The following is a 17,025-nucleotide window of genomic DNA, read 5'->3' as shown; positions in this document are numbered from 1 at the left end:
CGCCTCGGCACCGCGGCGGCGGTCTCCCGTTGCGTACCGGTTACGCGACCCCGGTCGACGAGCGCTGTCCCCGCCGCCCCGGTCAGCCGTCCGACAGCAGCACCACGTCCAGTCGGCGCGGGCCGTGGACGCCCTCGACCCGGTCGAGTTCGATGTCGCTGGTGGCGGACGGGCCCGAGATCCAGGTCTGCGGGCGGCGCGGGTCGAGCAACGGCAGGGCCTGGGGGACCGCGGCGACGACCTGGCCGGGTGTGCGCACGACGCAGATGTGGTGGTCGGGCACCAGGGTGAGAGCGCGGCGTCCCTGGGCCGGTCCGGCGTCGAGGACGATGGTGCCGGTCTCCGCGATCGCGAGCGCGCAGCCGGTGACGACGCTGTCGGTGCGGTCGAGTTCGGCGGCCGTAGTGAGGCCGTCGTCGCGACGGAATGCCACGTCGGCGTCGTCCGGCAGCCAGGCGGCGGGCAGGTCCGGGGGCACGGCCACCGTGCGTGCGCCGCGATCGGTCAGCAGCTGCCGGATGGTCTGTGCCAGCCCCGCGGCCGACGCGCGGTGCACGTGCGCGCGGTAGTCGGTGAGGTGCTCCGCCAGGAGGTCCGTCAGTGCCGCGGGGTCGGCGTCGGTGTGGCGCTCGCGGTAGCCGCGGGCCAGGGGCTCGTTCTCGGGGCGCGCGGCGCGGTCGGATCCGGCGACGGCGGTGCGGATGCGGCCGAGGATCAGCGCGCGGGAGTCGGTCATGGCGTCTCTCCGGAGGTGTCGCGGCGCTGCCACCAGGTGCGGAACGATTCGGCGGGGACGGCGGGGAGGTCGCGGGTGGCGCCCCAGGCCTTGGCCCAGCCGGGGAGCGCCGCTTTGCGCGGGTGCAGGGCCCGGGTGCGCACGGCGGTGCGCTGCAGGGCGGTGTAGCGCTTCGGGTCGCTCATCACCCAGGCGGCCACGGCCAGCGCCGCGCGTTCGACGGGGTGTCCGGGCTGTGCGGCGACCTTCTCCCGCAGGTGGACGAGGACTTCGGGGATGTCGATGGCGACGGGGCACACCTCGTAGCAGGCACCGCACAGCGACGACGCGTAGGGCAGCGAGGCGTCGATCTCGCTGGTGGTGCCGCGCAGTTGCGGGGTCAGGATCGCGCCGATCGGGCCGGGGTAGACGGAGCCGTAGGCGTGGCCGCCGGCCCGCTCGTAGACCGGGCACACGTTGAGGCAGGCCGAGCAGCGGATGCAGCGCAGCGTCTGGCGTCCGACCTCGTCGGCGAGGACGCCGGTGCGGCCGTTGTCGAGCAGCACCAGGTGGAACTCGCGCGGCCCGTCGCCGTCGGTGGTACCGGTCCAGGTGGAGGTGTAGGGGTTCATCCGCTCCGCGGTCGACGAACGGGGCAGGAGTTGCAGGAACACTTCGAGGTCCCGCCAGGTCGGGACGACCTTCTCGATGCCGACGACCGAGATGAGCGTCTCCGGGAGGGTCAGGCACATGCGCCCGTTGCCTTCGGACTCCACGACGACCAGCGTCCCGGTCTCCGCGACCAGGAAGTTCGCGCCCGATACGGCGACCTTCGCGCGCAGGAACTTCTCGCGCAGGTGCAGCCGGGCCGCTTCGGCGAGTTCGCGGGGTTCGTCGGTCATGCCGTCCGGTGCCGGGACGCCCCACTCCCCCATCGTGCCGGCGAAGATGTCGCGGATCTCGCCGCGGTTGCGGTGGATCGCCGGGACGAGGATGTGCGAGGGGCGGTCGTCGCCGAGCTGCACGATCAGTTCGGCGAGGTCCGTCTCGTATGCGGTGATCCCGGCCTCGGCCAGGGCCTCGTTGAGCCCGATCTCCTGCGTGGCCATCGACTTGACCTTGACGACCTCGGCCTCGCCGGCGGCCCGCACGAGTCCGGTGACGATGCGGTTCGCCTCGGCGGCGTCGGCCGCCCAGTGCACGTGGCCGCCCGCCGCCCGCACCGCGGCCTCGGCCTGTTCGAGGTAGCGGTCCAGGTGCCGGAGGGTGTGGTCCTTGATCGCCGCTCCGGCCGCGCGCAGTTCGGCCCAGTCGTCGAGTTCGGCGACGGCGGCGGCGCGGCGGCTGCGGATGGTGTGGGTGGCGTGCCGCAGGTTGCGGCGCAGCGTCGGGTTGCGGGTCGCGTCGCGGGCCGCCTTGGGGAAGGCGGGCATGCCGAGCGGGACGGCGCTCATCGGGGTGCCCCCTTCCGGGCGGTGGCCGATGCGAGGTCGACGGGGTCCGCCTCGGTCGCGGCGAGGATCTCGGCGATGTGCAGCGTGCGCAGGGGCGATCCGCGGCGGCCGGCCATGCCGCCGAGGTGCATGAGGCACGAGTTGTCGGCGGCGCACAGCACGTCGGCTTCGGTGGACTCCGCGTTGCGGATCTTGTCGGCGCCCATGGCGGCCGAGACGTCGGGGTTCTTGACCGCGAACGTGCCGCCGAAGCCGCAGCATTCGTCGGCGCCGGGCAGTTCGACGAGGTCGATGCCCCGGACCTCGGCGAGCAGCGCGGTCGGCCGGTCGCCGAGGCGGAGCAGCCGCAGCGAGTGGCACGTGGGGTGGTAGGCGACGCGGTGCGGGAAGTACGCCCCGACGTCCGTGACGCCCAGGACGTCGACCAGGAACTCGGTCAGTTCGTACACGCGGGGAACCACCGCGCGGACCGCCTCGGCCAGGTGCGCGTCGCCGGAGCGTTCCGCGGCCTTGGGGTGGTTGTCGCGGATCATCGCCCCGCACGAGCCGGACGGGGTCACCACCGCGTCGTAGCCGGCGAACGTCTCGGCGAAGGACCGCACCATCGGTTCGACGCGGCGGCCGTAGCCGGTGTTCCAGTGCATCTGCCCGCAGCACGTCTGGTCGAGGGGGAAGTCGACGGTGCAGCCCAGGCGTTCGAGCAGGGTTACGGTCGCCTGCCCGGTGCGGGGGTAGAGCAGGTCGTTGACGCAGGTGAGGAACAAGCCCACACGCATGACGCCGGATCTCCTTGCGTGGTCGTCGGTCGGGCGGCGTTCAGGCGGCCGGGACGCCGGCGCGGAGGGCATCGAGCCGTTCCGCGGCGGCGTCCCAGGGCCGCCGGTCGCCGGGTTCGTACCGGCGCAGGTGCTGGGTGCCGCGCAGCAGGCTCCGCAGGTCGCCGAGCGTGCCGTGCACGATACCGAGGGCGCGTGCCTGTACGAGGATGTTGCCCAGGGCGGCGGCCTCCACGGGCCCGGCGACGACCGGAAGGCCGCAGGCGTCCGCGGTCAGCCGGCAAAGCAGTTCGTTCTGCGCGCCGCCGCCCACGATGTGCACGGTGTCCACCGTGCGGTCGGCGGTGCGGCACGCGTCGGCGATCGCGGCGCGGTACGCCAGCGCCAGGCTGTCGAGGATGCACCGCACGATGGCGCCGCGGGTCTCGGGGACGGGCTCGCCTGTCCGACGGCACGCGTCCGCGATGCGCCCCGGCATGCCGCCGGGGGCGAGGAACGCGTCGTCGCCCGCGTCGACGAGGGAACGCAGCGGGATCGCCCGGCCTGCTTCCGCCAGGACGTCGGACAGGGCGACGTCCTGCCCGTCGGCCTGCCACTGCCGCAGGCATTCCTGCAGCAGCCACAGGCCCGTGATGTTGCGCAGGTAGCGGATGGTGCCGTCCACGCCGAGTTCGTTGGTGAAGTTGGCGGCGCGGGCGGCTTCGGTGCGCACCGGGGCGTCGAGTTCCAGGCCGACGAGCGACCAGGTGCCGCTGGAGATGTAGGCGAAATTGCCGCCGTCCGCGGGCACCCCGGCCACCGCCGAGGCGGTGTCGTGCGAGCCGACCGCCACGACGGGCACCGGACCGGACAGGCCGGTCTCGGCGAGCACGTCCGGCAGCAGGAATCCGGCGGGGTCGCCGGGGCTGCGCAGCGGTGGAAACAGCGCGGGATCGATGCCCAACGCATCGGTGACGGCGTGGGCCCAGTCCCCGCTCGCCGGGTCCAGGAGCTGGGTCGTGGACGCGTTGGTGCGTTCGGTGCCGGCAACACCGGTGAGCCAGAACGAGATCAGGTCGGGGATCAGCATCGCCTGCCGGGCGACGGCGAACTGCGGCGTGTCCCGGGCGGCGACCAGCTGGTGCACGGTGTTGAACGCGGCGTGCTGGATGCCGGTGGCCGCGTACAGGTCGGCGGGGGGCACCGTCGTGTGGACGCGGTCGGGGACGCCTTCGGTGCGGGCGTCGCGGTAGTGCACCGGGTTGCCGAGCAGGGCGCCGGACGCGTCGACGAGGCCGAAGTCGACGCCCCAGGAATCGATGCCGACCGACGTCAGCCGCCCGGCGGCGGTGCCTGCCGCGCGCAGGCCGTCGAGGATGCCCGCGTACAGGCCGAGCGCGTCCCAGTGCAGCGTTCCGGCGACCCGCACCGGCCGGTTCGGGAACCGGTGCACCTCGGCGAGGCCGACGCCGTCCGGGGTGACCCGTCCGACGATCACCCGGCCGCTGGACGCGCCGAGGTCGATGGCGCCGAAGGCGGCGGTCTGGGGGGCGGCTGGCATGCGGAACACCTCGAAGGCAGACGGGTCGGGAGAAGGGGACGGCGGGATGCCGTAGGCGCCGCGCCCGGGTCCCTCAACAACCGGGCGCGGCGCATACGGCGCTTCCCGCGCCGGTGCGACTCAGCGCAGGAAAGCCGCGGCGACTCCCGCATCCACCGGGATGTGCAGGCCCGTGGTGTGGGAGAGGTCGCCCCCGGTCAGGGCGAACACCGCGTTGGCGACGTGCTCGGGGAGCACTTCGCGCTTGAGGAGGGTGCGCTGGGCGTAGAACTCGCCGAGCTTCTCCTCCTCGACGCCGTACACGGCGGCGCGTTGTGCGCCCCAGCCGCCGGCGAAGATGCCCGATCCGCGCACGACGCCGTCCGGGTTCACCCCGTTGACGCGGATCCCGTGGTCGCCCAGTTCGGCGGCCAGCAGGCGCACTTGGTGCGCCTGGTCGGCCTTCGTGGCGCTGTACGCGATGTTGTTCGGACCGGCGAAGACCGCGTTCTTGGACGCGATGTAGACGATGTCGCCGCCCATCGCCTGCCCGATCATCGTGCGGGCGGCTTCGCGCGAGACGAGGAACGAGCCGCGGGCCATGATGTCGTGCTGGAGGTCCCAGTCGCGCGCGGTCGTCTCCAGCAGCGGCTTGGAGATCGAGATGCCCGCGTTGTTGACGACCAGGTCGACCCCGCCGAACGCGAGTGCCGCCGCCGCGAACGCGTCCTTGATCTGCGCTTCGTCGGTGACGTCGACGGTCACCGCCACGGCCCGGTCCGGGCCGCCGAGTTCCTCGGCGACCGCGGCGGCGGCCTCGGCGTTCAGGTCGGCGACGACCACGCAGGCGCCCTCGGCGGCGAGCCGGTGCGCGATGGCCTTGCCGATGCCCGAGCCCGCACCGGTCACCAGCGCGACCCGGGTGGCCAGCGGCTTGGGCTTCGGCAGCCGGGCGAGCTTGGCTTCCTCCAACGCCCAGTACTCGATGCGGAACTTCTCCGCTTCCTCGATCGGGGCGTAGGTGGAGACCGTCTCCGCACCGCGCATCACATTGATGGCATTGACGTAGAACTCGCCCGCGACCCGGGCGGTCTGCTTGTCCTTGCCGAACGAGAACATGCCGACCCCGGGGACCAGCACGATCGCCGGGTCGGCACCGCGCATCGCGGGCGAGTCCTCGGTGGCGTGGCGCGCGTAGTAGGCGGCGTACTCCTCGCGGTAGGCCGCGTGCAGCTCGCGCAGCCGCGCCGAGACCTCCTCCAGCGGCGCCTCGGGTGCGGTGTCGAGGACGAGCGGGGCGACCTTGGTGCGCAGGAAGTGGTCGGGGCAGGACGTTCCGAGCGCGGCAAGCCGCGGGTGTTCGGCGCGCCCGACGAAGTCGAGCACCACGCCGGCATCCGAGAAGTGGCCGACCTGCGGCCGGTCGGTCGAGGCCAGGCCCCGGAGCACCGGCGCCAGTTCGGCGGCGCGTGCGCGCCGGGCCGGCTCCGGCAGCGGGGCGTACCGCGGCAGCAGGTCGCCGAAGGGGTGGCGCTCGGCGTCGAAGCGTTCGGCGATGAACGCCTCGGCCGTGCGGATGATGTGCAGCGAGTTCGCCTGGCATTCCTCGGAGGTTTCGCCCCAGGCGGTGATGCCGTGGCCGCCGAGGACGCAGCCGATCGCCTGCGGATTCGCCGCCTTGATCGCGGCCATGTCCAGGCCGAGTTGGAAGCCGGGACGGCGCCACGGCACCCAGGCCACGCGGTCGCCGAAGCACTCCGCGGTCAGCTTCTCGCCGTCGGCCGCGGTCGCCAGCGCGATGCCGGAGTCCGGGTGCAGGTGGTCGACGTGGGCGGCGTCCACGAGGCCGTGCATCGCGGTGTCGATGGACGGCGCGGCACCGCCCTTGCCGTGGGCGCAGAAGTCGAAGGCGGCGACCATCTCATCCTCGCGGTCGACACCGGGGTACACGCCGATGAGCGCGCGCAGCCGGTCGAGCCGGAGCACGGCCAGCCCCGCCTCGGTCAAGGTGCCCAGGTCGCCGCCCGAGCCCTTCACCCACATCAGGTCGACGGCTTCGCCGGTGACCGGGTCGCGGTCGAGGCCTTTGGCGGAGGTGTTGCCGCCCGCGTAGTTGGTGTTGCGCGGGTCGGCGCCGAGGGCGTGCGAGCGCGCGATCAGCTTCGCGGCCTCGGACGGGATGCCGGACATCGGGGGAACTCCTGGGGGTGCGAGACGGAACGGGGATGCGGACAGCGGGTCAGGCGCCCCAGCCCGCCTGGGTGCCGCCGACGCGCTCGGCCTTGATGCGCTCGGCGTATCCCGAGCGGGCGTAGGCGGCCATCGGGTCCGGGGCCAGCCCGGCCTCGTCGCGCAGCTCGGCGAGCAGCGGACGGACGTCGGTGTTGTAGGCGTCCATCAGCACCGCGTTGGCGCCGAGGACATCGCCCGCGCGCTGGGCCGCGGCGAGCGCGTCGGCGTCGACGAGGAGAGCCTTCGCCGTGGCCTCCTGGACGTTCATCACCGAGCGGATCTGGCCGGGGATCTTCGGCTCGATGTTGTGGCACTGGTCGAGCATGAAGGCGACCTCCGACGCCGGGTCCAGGCCGCCGCCGCGCACCACCTCGTGCATGATGCGGAACAACTGGAACGGGTCCGCGGCACCGACCATCAGGTCGTCGTCGGCGTAGAAGCGCGAGTTGAAGTCGAATGCGCCGAGCTTTCCCTCGCGCAGCAGGAACGCCACGATGAACTCGATGTTCGTGCCCGGCGCGTGGTGGCCGGTGTCGACGACGACCTTGGCCCGCTCCCCCAGCTTGAGGCAGTGCGCGTACGCGGTCCCCCAGTCCGGCACGTCGGTGGTGTAGAACGCGGGCTCGAAGAACTTGTACTCCAGGATCAGCCGCTGCTCGCCGGTCAGCCGCGCGTACACCTCGGCCAGTGCCTCGGCGAGCCGGTCCTGCCGGGCCCGGATGTCGTCTTGGCCGGGGTAGTTCGTGCCGTCCGAGAACCACAGCTTGAGGTCGCGCGAGCCCGTCGCGTCCATGACGCCGACGCATTCGAGCAGGTGGTCGATGGCCTTGCGGCGGATGCGCGGGTCCGGGTGGGTCACCGAACCGAGCATGTAGTCGTCGTCCTGGAACACGTTGGCGTTGATCGCGCCGATGCGCACTCCGAGGTCCGCGGCGTGCTTGGCCAGTGCGGCGTAGTCGGCGACCTTGTCCCAGGGGATGTGCAGCGACACGGTCGGCGCGACGCCGGTGAACGCGTGCACCTGCGCGGCGTCCGCGACCTTCTCGAACGGGTCGCGCGGGACGCCCTGCTGCGCGAAGACCTTGAAGCGCGTCCCGGAGTTCCCGTACGCCCACGAGGGCGTCTCGATCTGCTGGCCCTTCAGCGCGGCGCGCACGGCGGACGCAGTTGTCATGGCTCGGCTCCTTGCCCACCCGGGAAACGGTTCTGAAACGTTTCAATCCGATGCCCGTAAGGTAGGGGTGAAACATATGCCTGTCAACAGAACGTCGCTTCCGGAAGGATTCAAAAGGCCCGGTCGGACCGCGGATGATCACCCCGGGCGCCGAGCCGCCTACGATGGCCTCTATGCCGAGATCGACACCGAAGCGCGACGAGCCCGCCCGCAGCGCCGGGCGCGTGGGGATCAAAGACGTGGCCCGCGGCGCCGGCGTCTCGGTCGGCACCGTCTCGAACGTGATCAACAACCCCGAGATGGTGTCCGAGGAGACCCGCCTGCGGGTGCGCGCGGTCATCGAGCGCCTGGGCTACGTGCGCAGCGAGTCCGCCCGCCAGTTGCGCGCGGGGCACAGCCGCATGGTCGGCATGCTCGTCCTGGACCTCGCGAACCCGTTCTTCGCCGAGGTGGCCAAGGGCGCGGAGCATGCGCTGAGGGCTGCCGGGCTGGGCGTGATGGTGTGCAACAGCGCCGCCAGTCCGGCCGAGGAAGCCGAGTACCTGGCGTTGTTCGCCGAACAGCGCATCCGCGGCGTCCTGGTGACCCCCGCGGACACCGGCGGGCGCACCGTCGACTCGTTGCGCGGCCAGGGCACGCCGTTCGTCCTCGTCGACCGGTCGTTGGCCGCCGAGGAAGGCTGCTCGGTGTCGGTCGACGACGTCCGCGGCGGCACGCTCGCGGCGGCCCACCTGCTCGACGCGGGGCACCGCCGCGTGGCCTTCGTCGGCGGGCGGACCGACCTCCCGCAGGTCCGCGACCGGCTCGCCGGTGCGCGCTCCGCCGTGGCCGCCGCCGGGCTTGCCGACGACGTCCTGCTCCACCTGGCCACGGACCGGCTGGACGTCGCCGCCGGCCGCGACGCGGGAGCCCGCCTCCTCGGCCTCTCCCCCCGTCCCAGCGCGGTCCTGTGCGCCAACGACCTGCTGGCCCTCGGGCTCCTCCAGACGCTCTACGCCGCCGGGGTCCGGGTACCGGAGGACATCGCCTTGGTCGGCTACGACGACATCGAGTTCGCCGCCGCGGCCGCCGTCCCGCTCACCTCCGTCCGCCAGCCGGCCGGCCTCCTCGGCCGCACCGCCGCCGACCTCCTCCTTGAGGAGATCACCGCCGAAGGCGTCCCGCACACCCACCGACGGATCGTCCTGCAGCCCGAACTGGTCGTCCGGGATTCGAGCGCGGCCCGCGTTCCGTCGTCCTGACCGCGAGCGGCGCGGACCGGCCCGACCATGCGAATCGCCCAAGGGTTCGCCGGGGGCCGACGGCGGGGCGGCCTTCGTGACCGCTTGTCCCGCCGCCGGCCCGCGCGCACGCGACCGGTCGGCCCTCAGCCGGCGCGCAGCGTCGTCGACAGGGCATGGGCCTCCGCGCTGTCGCCGATCAGCAGCGTGAACGCGCCCGGTTCGACCTGCCAGCCCTCCGCCCAGTGCGCGAACACGCGCGGGGCGAGCCGCAGGGCCACCGTGGTCTCGGCCCCCGGGGCCGCCTCGGCGGTCGCGAACCCGGCCAGCCACAGGGCCGGCCGGGCCACGGCCGAGTCCTCACGCCGCAGGTACGCCTGCACGGTGTGGCGGCCGTGGCGGGAGCCGGTGTTGCGCACGGTCACGTGGACCACCGTGTCGCCGTCCTCGGGCACGTCGTCGGGTGCCGAAACCGCGACGTACTCCCAGGTGGTGTAGCCGAGTCCGTGGCCGAACGGGTAGGCGGGCCGGTGGCCTCCGGCCGCCCAGCCGCGGTAGCCGACGTCCAGGTCGTCGCCGTACGTGACGACGCCTCCGACCGGCGTCGTCGAACGCAGCGCCGGGGAAGCCTCGTCCGCGGGCCAGGTCACCGGCAGGCGGCCGCCCGGTTCGGACCGGCCCAGGAGGACGTCCGCGAGCGCGTGGCCGAACTCCTGGCCGGGGAACCAGGTGAGCAGCACGGCACCGACCTCGGCGCGCCACGGGAGCAGGACCGGGGCGCCGGCGTTGACGACGACCACGGTGCGCGGGTTCGCCGCGGCGACGCGCCGCACCAGTTCGTCCTGCGCCCCGGGAAGGCCGAGAGTGGTCCGGTCGACGCCTTCGGACTCGACTTCCTCGTTGGTGCCGACCACCACGACGGCGACGTCCGCGTCGGCGGCGAGGGCCACGGCCCGGCACATCTCCTCGTCGGCGGGGGTGTCGGGCGCCTCGATGCCGAGGAGGAAGCCGACGACGAGGGCCCCGGTGGGGAACTCGTGCCGGAGGCGCAGCCGTACGCGGCCGTCGGCGGGCAGGTGGTGCGTCGTCGACCGCTCCGGGGGATGGAGAATGCCGCTGAGCGGGTCGTCCTTGGCGATGTCCTCGTCGACGAGGACGGTGTCGTCGGCCGTGAGCCGGAACCGGCCGGAACCGGCGACCCCGATCCGGTGCGGACCGCCGCCGGGCATCCGCACGTCGGCCTCGACCTCGACCGCGCAGGCCTGCTGGACGGTGGCGTCGCTCAGCCACAACAGCCTTGCCGAGAGCCGGAGTTCGTCGAGGACAACGGAGCCGTCGGGGGCGTGGAAGCGCACGCGGAACCCCGGAGCTCCGGTGACCGGGTCGGTCGCGTGGCGGTGGTCGAGGGCCGGCAGCCGGGGCCGGGTGCGGACGCCCGGCGCGTGGGTGATCTCGACGCCGTCGCCGAGCGCCGCGCGCAGGCCGTCCACAGGGCTGACGGTGAGCCGGGGCTGGACGGTGGCACTGCCGCCGCCTTGGACGCGGGCGGTCGCGGCGTTCGGCCCCAGGACGGCGACACGGCGCAGCCCTTCGGCGGACAGCGGCAGGAACCCGTCGTGATTGCGGACGAGCACGGTTCCGGACACCGCCGCGGTGCGCAGCAGTGCGCGCTCGTCCTCGGGCTCGTGCGGTGGCAGGGTGCTCTCCCCCGGGTCGCCGAGTGCGCCGACCCGGGCGGCGAGGCGGAGCAGGTTGCGGACTTTGGCGTCGATCGCTTTCAGCGGGACGCGGCCGGCCTCCACGGCGGCGGCGAGGGCGTCGCCCCAGGGCCCGTGTGGGCCGGGCATGGCCAGGTCGAGGCCGCCGAGGGCGGCGCCTTCGGTGCTGCGGGCGGCGAACCAGTCGGAGACGACGAGTCCGTCGAATCCCCATTCGCCGCGCAGCGGTTCGTCGAGGAGGGGGCTTTCGGTCATGGTCGTGCCGTTGACCGAGTTGTAGGCGGCCATCAGCGCCCAGGGCGCGGCGGTGCGGACGATGTGCTCGAACGGTGCCGCGTACACCTCGCGGAGCGCACGCTCGCCGATGCGGACGTCGACGGTGTAGCGGTCGGTCTCGAAGTCGTTGCCGACGTAGTGCTTGACGGTCGCGGCGACCCCGGCGGCCTGGAGGCCGGCGACGGTGGCCGCGCCCATCGCGCCGCTGAGCAGGGGGTCTTCCGAGTAGCACTCGAAGTTGCGGCCGGCGTACGGGCTGCGGTGCAGGTTCACGGTCGGGCCGAGGACGACGTCCACCCCCTTGCGGCGGGCTTCGGCCGCGAGCAGGCCGCCGAGGCGTCGGGCCAGTGCGGGGTCCCAGCTCGCCGCGACCGCGGTCGGGCTGGGCAGGACGGCGGACGGGTCGCGTTCGTCGAACCGCTCGCCGCGCACCCCGGCGGGACCGTCGGAGAGCACCAGGGCACGGAGCCCGACGGCGGGCTCGGCGTGGGTGCGCCAGAAGCCGGAACCGGTCAGGAGGCGGATCTTGGCCTGGGTGTCGAGCCGGGCGAGGGCGCTCTCCACCTGCTCGTCGAGGGAACTGGGGGATGCCGGTGACGAGCTGTCATCATGACCGGTGTTCACTACGCGGTGCATAATACCTTCCAGATGGCATGTATTCACTGTCGGACACGGGATCGCAGGGAGCAGGGCGGCAATGGCGGAGCAGACGGGGCGTCGGGGGCCGTACGCCAGCGGAGTCGCGAGGCGTGAGGAGATCGTCGTGGCCGCGCTGGAGCTGTTCGCGGCGCGGACCTACGACGCCGTGTCGTTGCGGGAGGTGGCCGCGAAGGTGGGGATCACCCACAGCGGCCTGCGGCACCACTTCGCCTCGAAGGAGGAGCTGCTGACCGCGGTCTTGCACTACAACGACCAGGTGTCGCTCACGCCCGACCCGGAGCACGAGATCAGCGGCGTCGAGGTGCACGGCGTCGACTGGATCCGGGCGAGTGTGGACGTCGTCGCGTTCAACTCCCGGCAGCCGCTGGTGATCCGCCTGTTCGCGACGCTGTCGGTGCAGGCGACCGATCCGCACCACCCCGCGCACGCCTACTTCGTCAAGCGCTACGCCGTCGCGCGGGGCCTGGTCGCCCGGGAGCTGGAGTTCGCCCGGGCGAACGGCGACATCCGGGCGGACACCGACGTGGAAGCGGCCGCCGAATCGCTGCTGGCGACCATGGACGGTCTCCAGATCCAGTGGCTGCTGGATCCGGAGCACGTCGACATGGTCAGCGCGTACCGGCAGTTCGTGGACCGCTTCCTCACTTATCTGACGTCGACCGACGCGGCGGGCTGACCGGCGGACAGCGTGATGCTGTGCCGTCCCGCCGCGTAGGCGTCGCCACCGTGCCGGAACGGGACGGGACTGTCGACGTCCAAGCGCGTCGGGGTGACCGCGACGGTGATCAGCCCGGCCGGGCACGGCACTTCGCCGGACGCCGAATCGAGCGTGCCGAGCGCCGGTTCGATGCGCGCCACGCCGAACCCGGGCTCGGCCGGTTCGACGCCGAGCACCCGCACCACCAGGTCGCGGGTCGGGGTCGACGACCAGCCGTGGCTGACCGTGCCGCCGTACCAGGTCTCGGACCAGGAGGTCGCGCAGCGCTCCAGCGCGGCCGTCCAGTCCCGGCACTGCCCGGCGACGAGGTCGGCGCGCCCGGCGGCGGCGAGCGCGTCGTGCACGACGTACCGGAAGAACGGCTGGGCCCGGACGACCTGCTTGTCGGTGTCCCACCACGGTTCGGGGTGGCCGATGCGCAAGTAGTCGCCGCCGACCGGGAGATCGCCGCCGGGCACGGCGGGCGCGTCCGGGCTGCTGAACGCCGCGTCGACGTGCGCGGTGGTGTCGGTGAGGACGTCCACCAGGCGCGCCCAGCGCTCCCGCGGTGCGAGACCGCCGACGATCGCGGCCGCCTGCGCGTGCTGCGAGGCCGCGGTCACCCGGCTCCCGCCGACGAGCGCGTCCGCGTACCGGCCCCGCTCGCCGTCCCACAGGAGGTCGAACCCGGCGGCGAGCCGCCGGTGGACGTCGAGCGCCCAGGCGGCGCGGCTCTCGTCGCCGAGCCATGCGGCCATGTCGGCGAATTCCCGCAATGCCCTCCCCCACAGACCGCACAGTGCGGCGCAGACGCCTTCGGTGGTGACCGACGCCCAGTCGATCAGCACCCAGCCGAACACGTCCTCGAGGAGGCCGTCGGCGTTGCGGAACGGGAGGAACCAGCGCAGGACGCGCTCGGCCACCGGCAGCAGCCCGGCGATCTCGTCGCGGTCGCCGACGTACCGGTAGGAGTTCCAGACCGCGTGCACCCAATGCAGTGACCAGTCCGGGATGACGGTGAAGTCGGCGTACTCCACGTCGCCGGCCACGGCCATCGGCAGCATGCCGTCGCTGCGCGGCGAGGCGGCCATCTGCGGGTACCAGCGGGCCAGCCGCCAGTCGGTGTTCGTCGCGAAGTCCACCATCTGGTGGACCACCGCGTCGCCGACCCAGGCGCGCTGTTCGCGGGTCGGGCAGTCGATGTACGCGTCGGCTGAGCACAGCGTGACGGTGCGGCGGCCGACTTCCCAGATGTGTTCGAGGACCGGGTCCGAGCAGCGGAAGGAGGCTCCCCCGGTCACCGGGTAGGTGCGGGTGCGCACGCCGATGCCGTGCACGGTCACCCCGTCGCCGGCATCGACGAGCGCGCCGTGCAGGCCGTACAGGTCCAGCGATTCGGCGGTGCGCCGGGTGCCGTCGAGGGTGACGGTGAAGCAGGCGTCGTGCTCGCCCGGCGACGGCTCGCCGTCGGCGAGGAACTCGGCGACGCGGACGGTCACGGATGCGCCGTGCGGCCCGGACACGTCCAGGACCAGCGTGCCGGATTCGATCCGGTCGGCGACATAGGACCCCGCGGCCGTGCGGCGCAGCGGCACCTCGACCGGCATCGCCTGCGCGATCGGGCGCGCACCGAGCGGGCCGCCGGGGAAACTGGGCGGCTCGGCGCGCCCGGGTTCGCCGGTGGTCATCGCCCGCCGCGCGACCGCCGGGGCCCAGCCGACGTCGCGGGCGAAGCCGCCGGCCTCGGCGGCGTCGACGGCCGTGGCCCAGTCTGCGGGCAGCACTCGGCAGTCGACGTGTTCTTCGCCGCGGCCGGACAGCCGGTCCACGACGTTCTCGCCCCACCCGGGCAGGGCACGGGACTGCCAGTGCTCGTCGGAGACGAACCACCCGTCGTCGAGGCGGGCTTCGAGCACGAAAGCGCCTTCGTGCAGGTCGTTCGCCAGCGGCGACGGCGGCATCCACCACGGCTTGGGTCCGTCGTAGCGCCAGGCCAGCACCGCGACCACGTTGGCGCCGGAGCGCAGGTACGGGGCCAAGTCGACCTCGTCGTACGGCTGCTGCCGGGGGTTGGCGCGAACGGGCCCGCGGGACACTTCGGTTCCGTTGACCCATAGCGCGTACCGGGACAGTGCGGCCATGCGGGCGGGCACCCGGTCGGGTACCGAGGCGAGGGCCAGGGTGTGCCGGAGCGCGACCACCTCGCGTCCGCCGCCGGCCGCGCGCTCCGCGGCCCAGATCCATCGCCCGCGCCACCGTCCCGGCGGGAAGTCGCCGGGTATCGGGGCCGGGCCTGCGAGCGAGTTCGTCATCGGCGGCCCTCCAGCCGGTCGAAGTGGGCCCGGACCGCGGCGAGCCACGCCTGCGGCTGCTCGGTCTGCGGGCTGTGCTTGGCGCCGTCGACGACGACGAGGCGGGCGCCCGGTATGCCGTCGGCCAGTTGGCGGACGCCGCGGCGCAGCGCCTTGTCGCCCGCGCCGACCAGCACGGTGGTCGGGCAGGCGATCTCGCCGAGCCGTGCGGTGAGTGCCGGGTAGCTGCGCAGCTCCCGGGCGAACGCCGCGAAGGCCTCGGGGTCCGTGTCCAGGAACGCGGCGGCCTGCCGGTCGCGTTGCTCCGCCGAGAGTCCGCCGTCCGCGCCGCTGCCCCCGGGGGCGGGTTTGGGCTTCGGCAGCAGCTTGGCGAGCGTGCCGAGCACGCCCATGCCGCGTCGGCGCACCAGCCCGCCGAGCGGGCTCATGAGCAACGACAGCGGGCCGCCCGAGGGTTCGGGCGCGGTGTCCATGAGGACGAGCGAGCGCACCCGGTCGGGGTGGGCGAGCGCGTACCGCTGCGCGACCACGCCGCCCATCGAGTGGCCGAGCAGGTCGACCGGCCCGAGGCCGAGCGCGTCCAGGAAGGCGTGCAGGTCCGCTTCCAGCGCGTCGAACGTATAGGCGTCGGCGCGACCGGGTTTGGCGCTGCGGCCGTGGCCGCGGTGGTCGTACGCCAGCACGCGCCGGTCGGCTGCGAGCCGGGGCAGCACACCGGCCCAATCCGCGGTGCTGCCGACGAATCCGTGCAGGAGGACAAGTGGTTCCGTACCGGGCGTCGGACGGCCGTGGTCCTCGTAGTTCAGGGCGGTGTCACCCGCGGTGAGCTGGGCGTTCGTCATGCCTTCATGAAACCCTTCCATCTGGCAGGTATTGGATGTTAGCATCGCCGCGCTTCGCTGTGACGCCCATTTCTCCGCGAAGTCAAATCCAGGAAGTTCCCAGGAAAGGGATGCGTCGCATGCGACCAAGACTCCGGGTTTCCGTCCCCGCCGTGGCCGTGCTCGTCGCCGTCGCCGGCTGCTCGGTCAGCAGCGGAACTCCGAAGGAGACGAGCAGCAACGGCGGCAGCAAGGCCGCCGCCGCGCCCGCCCGAGGGGTCACCGCGACGACCGTCAAACTGGGCGTCGCCGGTACCGATCCCGCGGCCCTCAAGGCGGTCGGCATACCTGCCGACGGCCCGGCGACCAAGGACCTCTACACCGCGTGGATCGCCGCGCAGAACAAGCGCGGCGGCACCGGCGGGCGGCAGATCGAGCTGGCCTTCCAGCCGTTCCTGCCGACCGGCCCGGCCGCGGCGCAGTCCGCCTGCGTCGCGCTCGCGAAGGACCAAGGCGTGTTCGCCGCGATCGGCATCTTCACCGGCGACACCCCGCTCTGCTTCACCCAGACCGAAGGCGTCCCGTACATCGGCCTGTGGGGGCAGTCCGCCGACCGTGACGCGAAATCCACCAAGGCGCCGTTCCTGGCCGTCGAGATGGCCGACGACCGGCAGCGCAAGGCCGGCGTCCAGGCGCTGCTGGACCAGGGGTTGCTCACCGGGCACAAGGTCGCGCTGTACTGGGAGGCGCAGGACGACGCGGTCACCAAGGACGTCGTCAAGCCGCTGCTGAAGGCGGCCGGTGTCGACGTGGTCGTCGAAACGCCGCTCCCGAACCTCGGCACCGACCAGGCCGCGCAGAACCAGGCGATGGACACCATCGTCGAGAAGCTCAAGTCGTCCGGCGCCGACACGGTGCTGAACACCTCGAACTTCGCCGGGCTCATGAACGCGCTCCAGCGCAAAAGCTGGCTGCCCCGGCAGATCCTGGCGACCTCGCAGCAGGCCTTGAGCCCGGCGGTCATGCAGACCACCGGCATCAAGCCCGCGACGATGGCACCACTCGTCGTCGCCGCCCCGTACGCCCCGACGAAGGCCGAACTGACCGCCGACCCGGGCCTGGTGCAGTGCGTCACCGAGTACAACGACGCCTTCCCCGCCGCGCGGGTCGACCCGGCGGCGGCGTCCGCGGAGACGCTGAGCGGCATCGCGCACCAGTGCGCGGCCTTCCGCCTGTTCGTCCAGGCGACCGACAAGGCCGGGAAGGACATCACGCTCGACGGATGGAAGGCGGCAGCCGAGGGGCTCGGCAAGGTCACCCTGCCGGGCGTCCCGATGGGCTCGCTGGGCCCTGGGAAGCACAGCGTCGGCGACGCCGTGGGCGTCTACAGGTTCGACTCGGCGACCGCGCAGATGGTGCCGGCCGGCCCGGCCGTCGCCGCGGCCGGCTGA

12 protein-coding genes are annotated in these 17,025 nt (G+C 73.2%); 3 read left to right on the top strand and 9 right to left on the bottom strand.

Features of this window, described 5'->3' with window-relative positions:
• Nucleotides 1-82: 82 nt before the first annotated feature.
• The 6 genes from ACPA54_RS29485 to rhaI form a co-directional block, all read right to left on the bottom strand.
• Nucleotides 83-736 (bottom strand): LutC/YkgG family protein, encoded by a 654-nt coding sequence (locus ACPA54_RS29485; RefSeq protein ID WP_423534430.1) that lies wholly within the window; start codon nucleotides 734-736, stop codon nucleotides 83-85.
• Entirely contained in the window at nucleotides 733-2,169 is a 1,437-nt protein-coding gene (locus ACPA54_RS29480) for a lactate utilization protein B (protein WP_423534429.1), read from the bottom strand. The genes ACPA54_RS29485 and ACPA54_RS29480 overlap by 4 nt, the downstream gene beginning before the upstream one ends.
• The gene (locus tag ACPA54_RS29475; protein WP_423534428.1) at nucleotides 2,166-2,945 is read right to left on the bottom strand and encodes a (Fe-S)-binding protein; all 780 of its coding nucleotides are present in this window, start codon (nucleotides 2,943-2,945) and stop codon (nucleotides 2,166-2,168) included. Before ACPA54_RS29475 ends, ACPA54_RS29480 begins: the two co-directional genes overlap by 4 nt.
• Nucleotides 2,946-2,985: 40 nt before the next feature.
• Complete coding sequence (locus ACPA54_RS29470) at nucleotides 2,986-4,485, bottom strand: rhamnulokinase (protein ID WP_423534427.1); 1,500 nt, start codon at nucleotides 4,483-4,485, stop codon at nucleotides 2,986-2,988.
• A 120-nt stretch (nucleotides 4,486-4,605) separates the two neighbouring features.
• Nucleotides 4,606-6,654 (bottom strand): bifunctional aldolase/short-chain dehydrogenase, encoded by a 2,049-nt coding sequence (locus tag ACPA54_RS29465; protein WP_423534426.1) that lies wholly within the window; start codon nucleotides 6,652-6,654, stop codon nucleotides 4,606-4,608.
• A gap of 49 nt (nucleotides 6,655-6,703) precedes the next feature.
• The gene (gene rhaI / locus ACPA54_RS29460) at nucleotides 6,704-7,870 is read right to left on the bottom strand and encodes an L-rhamnose isomerase (RefSeq protein WP_423534425.1); all 1,167 of its coding nucleotides are present in this window, start codon (nucleotides 7,868-7,870) and stop codon (nucleotides 6,704-6,706) included.
• Between the two features lie 173 nt (nucleotides 7,871-8,043).
• On the opposite strand from rhaI, the gene ACPA54_RS29455 reads away from it, so the two are divergent.
• Nucleotides 8,044-9,111 carry a LacI family DNA-binding transcriptional regulator gene (locus ACPA54_RS29455; RefSeq protein ID WP_423534424.1) on the top strand — a complete coding sequence of 356 codons (1,068 nt, stop codon included), beginning with the start codon at nucleotides 8,044-8,046 and terminating at the stop codon, nucleotides 9,109-9,111.
• Nucleotides 9,112-9,236: 125 nt separating this feature from the next.
• On the opposite strand, the gene ACPA54_RS29450 is transcribed toward ACPA54_RS29455, so the two are convergent.
• Nucleotides 9,237-11,708 (bottom strand): beta-glucosidase, encoded by a 2,472-nt coding sequence (locus tag ACPA54_RS29450; RefSeq protein ID WP_423534423.1) that lies wholly within the window; start codon nucleotides 11,706-11,708, stop codon nucleotides 9,237-9,239.
• A 73-nt stretch (nucleotides 11,709-11,781) separates the two neighbouring features.
• On the opposite strand from ACPA54_RS29450, the gene ACPA54_RS29445 reads away from it, so the two are divergent.
• Nucleotides 11,782-12,420 (top strand): TetR/AcrR family transcriptional regulator, encoded by a 639-nt coding sequence (locus ACPA54_RS29445; protein ID WP_423534422.1) that lies wholly within the window; start codon nucleotides 11,782-11,784, stop codon nucleotides 12,418-12,420.
• Here ACPA54_RS29445 and ACPA54_RS29440 read toward each other — a convergent pair.
• Both ACPA54_RS29440 and ACPA54_RS29435 read right to left on the bottom strand, forming a co-directional pair.
• Nucleotides 12,390-14,753, bottom strand: a complete 2,364-nt coding sequence (locus ACPA54_RS29440) for an alpha-L-rhamnosidase-related protein (protein WP_423534421.1) — start codon at nucleotides 14,751-14,753, stop codon at nucleotides 12,390-12,392. The two genes, ACPA54_RS29445 and ACPA54_RS29440, sit on opposite strands and share 31 nt — an antisense overlap.
• Nucleotides 14,750-15,595 (bottom strand): alpha/beta fold hydrolase, encoded by an 846-nt coding sequence (locus ACPA54_RS29435; protein WP_423534420.1) that lies wholly within the window; start codon nucleotides 15,593-15,595, stop codon nucleotides 14,750-14,752. Before ACPA54_RS29435 ends, ACPA54_RS29440 begins: the two co-directional genes overlap by 4 nt.
• A gap of 119 nt (nucleotides 15,596-15,714) precedes the next feature.
• Here ACPA54_RS29435 and ACPA54_RS29430 point away from each other — a divergent pair, with 119 nt between their 5' ends.
• Nucleotides 15,715-17,025 carry a type 1 periplasmic-binding domain-containing protein gene (locus ACPA54_RS29430; RefSeq protein WP_423534419.1) on the top strand — a complete coding sequence of 437 codons (1,311 nt, stop codon included), beginning with the start codon at nucleotides 15,715-15,717 and terminating at the stop codon, nucleotides 17,023-17,025.

Source organism: Uniformispora flossi, from assembly GCF_049534875.1.
In the GTDB taxonomy this organism is placed as follows: domain Bacteria; phylum Actinomycetota; class Actinomycetes; order Streptomycetales; family Streptomycetaceae; genus Yinghuangia; species Yinghuangia aomiensis.
This window is presented reverse-complemented; position numbering and strand designations above follow the sequence as displayed.